Annotated in this window: 3 protein-coding genes; 1 reads left to right on the plus strand and 2 read right to left on the minus strand. The window is 60.1% G+C overall.

The features are described from left to right. Positions 1-649, minus strand: a 649-nt coding sequence (locus tag ACFFWD_RS41980) for an IS110 family transposase (protein WP_446680542.1), incomplete at its 3' end; no start/stop codon positions are given. Positions 650-1,125: 476 nt separating this feature from the next. Here ACFFWD_RS41980 and ACFFWD_RS41985 point away from each other — a divergent pair. Then, positions 1,126-2,031 (plus strand): hypothetical protein, encoded by a 906-nt coding sequence (locus tag ACFFWD_RS41985; protein ID WP_376975274.1) that lies wholly within the window; start codon positions 1,126-1,128, stop codon positions 2,029-2,031. Positions 2,032-2,333: 302 nt separating this feature from the next. On the opposite strand, the gene ACFFWD_RS41990 is transcribed toward ACFFWD_RS41985, so the two are convergent. Next, on the minus strand, positions 2,334-3,110 hold the full coding sequence (locus ACFFWD_RS41990) for an alpha/beta fold hydrolase (protein WP_376975275.1): 777 nt from the start codon (positions 3,108-3,110) through the stop codon (positions 2,334-2,336). Positions 3,111-3,454: the final 344 nt, after the last annotated feature.

Genomic DNA, 3,454 nt, shown 5'->3' on the forward strand with positions numbered 1-3,454 from the left:
ACATCAACAACCGTGCCCGCGTATCGCAGCGGGCCGCGTCCCGTACCTGCTTCTCGAAGCAGTCGAACTCGCGCCGCAGCGCGACACGCGCCGCCAGCAGCCCGTCCGCAATCACCTCCAGGCTTGGATGTCTGGCGACCAGTTCCCTGATCCGCTCCGCGAAGCGCGCTGGCGTGGTTGGCCCGACCTTGAGGCCAAATCCGCGCAGAACGCCCCGCAAGCTCAGCTCGAGATCATGAAGCTTTGTCTGCAGCAGTTTGCGCGCGGTGAGCAGTGCGCGCGTCTCCTGCGCGGCCATCGACTTGCAATGCACCGGACGGAACCAGCCCAACCGCATCAGCTGCGCGATCCCGCGCGCGTCGTTGCGGTCGCTCTTCACCGGCATCGTCTCGAGCGCGGTGTGCACGTGCCGTGTCTCCAGCAGCTCGACCGCAAGTCCGGCCTGGCGCATCGCCGCGTAGAGCCACTGCGACAGCGGTCCTGCTTCCAGCCCAATCCGCGCCAGCTCCAGTTTTAGCCTCCTCAGCCAGGCAATCAGGGCGTCCGGCTCGCTGGCAACCTTGCCCTCGCGGGCAATCTTGCCATTGGCATCGACGACGCACAGGCTGGAAGCTTCCAAAGACACGTCAATTCCGACATAATGGTTCATGGTCGTCCCTCGCTGATGCTGGAGCGGGCATCACCCGACTCCGTTCTTTCGACACCATCAGTTTGAGGGACGACTCCTTCTCGCCGCCTTAACCACCGCGGCCAGCCGGCGGCCCGTTACACCATCTATGCACCGTTCGCGACTGAGGTCTTGCGGCGGTGCAATAGATCGCGATGGGCCACAGATGCTGACATGCTGGTGGTGCCGAGCGCTAGTGCTTCGAAAAAAAGGCCTGCAGAGCTTGATCGTAATCGCTGATCATACCCTTTGAACCTAGTGCGCCTGGCCAGACACATCTAAACACGATCTCGGGTGAGGTTGCCGCATCAAAATAGGACGCCGCGCACGCCGCTAAGCCTGCCCAATAGCGGTATCGGAGAGGCGCAGTTCGATGTTCTTCCTCCTGAGAGGAAGGGCTTTCTTTTACCAGAGATTGGCCGGACTATTATTGCTCAATCTCGTGAGGGAGGCAGGTCATGCCACTGACCGAAGGCGACGTCCTGGATACACTGAGCGACCCGGTAACGCTTGGCATCGAGTTCTACGTGGATAAGATTCACATTAAAGGCGAATACTTGACGACAGTTCGCGATCACATTCGCGCCGGTAATATCTTGGTTAAGGGCGGCACTGAGGATCTCGCTTTCTACGATCCAACGACGGATGTTCTGTTGACACAGAAGAAGTCACCGCCCGCGAATGACAGCGATCGGGCGCTGCTGCTGCACGAATGCGTCCACGCCATGATCGACGTCTATGATCCTGATGGCACCGTTACGCGTCACATGGGCGAATTGGCGGCCTATCTCACTCAAACGACCTATAGCGTTCGCAAGAATCCGTCGGCTAACCGCAACGGCACAGCCCCCTGGGACAAGTTCTGGGGCGACCTGTACGCCACGGTGCGCGCCAACGGGCTCGACACCAGCGCGGGCAACGGCGTCAAGATCCCGTCGGCGACGCTCGAAAATTTGCGCCGGCAACTCGCTGCCTTGCCCTTTGTAAACTACGGAAATTTCAGCAAAGAGGCGACCGGCGTATCAGATGGGCTGATCCGCATGAACATATTTCTGACGACGACCGATGAACCCGTGTCCACGCGATCATCGAGCGTTTCCTACGAATCTTATCCAGATCCGAGCGATGACTATTTGATCCGCACCTTAATGGAAGCCTACGCGAGCACCGATGTGAGAGGCTATGGCAGGCGCCTTCGCCAGCTCCGTCGGGATTTTCTCTTTTGCTCGCTGTTTCGCGCCCATGAGCTGCGGAGGCGGCTCTCAGTACGGAAGCGGGGAGACCGGCTCTCCGAATTGTTTCACGATCGCCTGTCGCGTGGCGGCCGCGGAATTCTTCTGCGTGTTCTTGCGTTGCGAAGCTGACAGCGCCTAGGACGAGCCAGGAGCAGCACTCGTGAGAGGAATAACGCAACAGAGACTGCACGAACTCTCGGCGTATTGGCGTATCATATAAACAGACCAGATTTGGTTCATGGATTTTGCGGCCGCTTCCGCAATGGGTCAAAATGCGAAGAACTCAGCCCGAGCAAATCTAGTCCGCTATGCCCCACTTAGCAGACCTCAATGAGACCTCCCGCCACTTCGCCGATGTGCCACTGCGGGACATTGCATGGCGCGCCACCGGAATCGACTGAAGGCGCGATTGCGGGCCTCAAGGCGCGCCATCACAGGCCCTTGACGCAAGCGTCCGCAAGCGGGGCCGCATACTTTCTGTAGATGTTCGCATGGCCGGCACCGGAAATGACAACCGGCTCGACGCCGAGGACCCGACGCGCCGCCGACTGCTTCCACTCTGGCCGGATCTGGTCGTCAGCCGAGCCCGAAACGTACACGTTCTCGACGTTCGGCAGCGCTTTCAGAGGACAGACCTCGTAGAAGCCGACCATGATATGAGCGGATCGCGAGGCGTCGATACGGTCCTGCATGGCTTTGAGCTGCGCCTCGGTCGCGTTGGGATCGTGGATGAGTTTCAGAAAATCATCCGTGATGCCTTGGGAGGCCTTGAGGAGCTTGTCGAGGTAGCTTCCCGGCACGGCGACCTTCTCCGTTTGGCAAACCTCGATGAACGCCGTCCCCGGACGTGGAAGGACCGCGTTGACATAGACGAGCCGCCTAATGGGCCGTGCCGCCGCTACCAACGGCAGGAAGTTCCCTTCGTTGGATATTCCAACCAGCACGACCTGATCCGTGACGTTCTCGAGCGCTTTGACGACGGCTGAAGCGCGATCTCCATTGGGCGTGTCGGAGCTGCTTACGGAGCTGTGCACGAGCATCGACGGAAAGCCGCGTTTCTCCAATTCGGCCGTCAGAGGGGCGTAGAGCCAATCCTTCAGCCAATCCAGCCAGCCGCCCGCGGCGCTGGAGACGTGGAACACGAACCTTGTTCCAGCATTGGGCGCAGCCGCCAGGCCCTGCGTTGCCGCCCACGCCAGGCCCGTCACTCCAGCCGCCAGAAGGGTCCGTCGCTGAATTCTCATCCGGAAAGCCACCGGTCCGCGCTTCGCCCAAAACATGGCCGTATTCGCTCGTAGGCTATGTCAGGTGCAAATGTTGACTCCGCAAGACACCTTCCGTAGTCCGCGCCCAGGGTCTCCCCAAGCAAAGTGGGTCGTCGACACGCGCATGTCGGCTCCGGGTCATTCGCGTCGGTTTGGCCCTGCTGTCGTTTACTTCCGGTCCACCCTGGTGAGCTGACATCTTCAGCGCCGGTCGGAAGGTCTCAAACGGGCCAGAAGCTGACTTATGCACCGCAGCAAATTAACCGCTCTTCCATCACCTCATCGCA

Source organism: Bradyrhizobium erythrophlei (assembly GCF_042430365.1).
GTDB lineage: Bacteria > Pseudomonadota > Alphaproteobacteria > Rhizobiales > Xanthobacteraceae > Bradyrhizobium > Bradyrhizobium erythrophlei.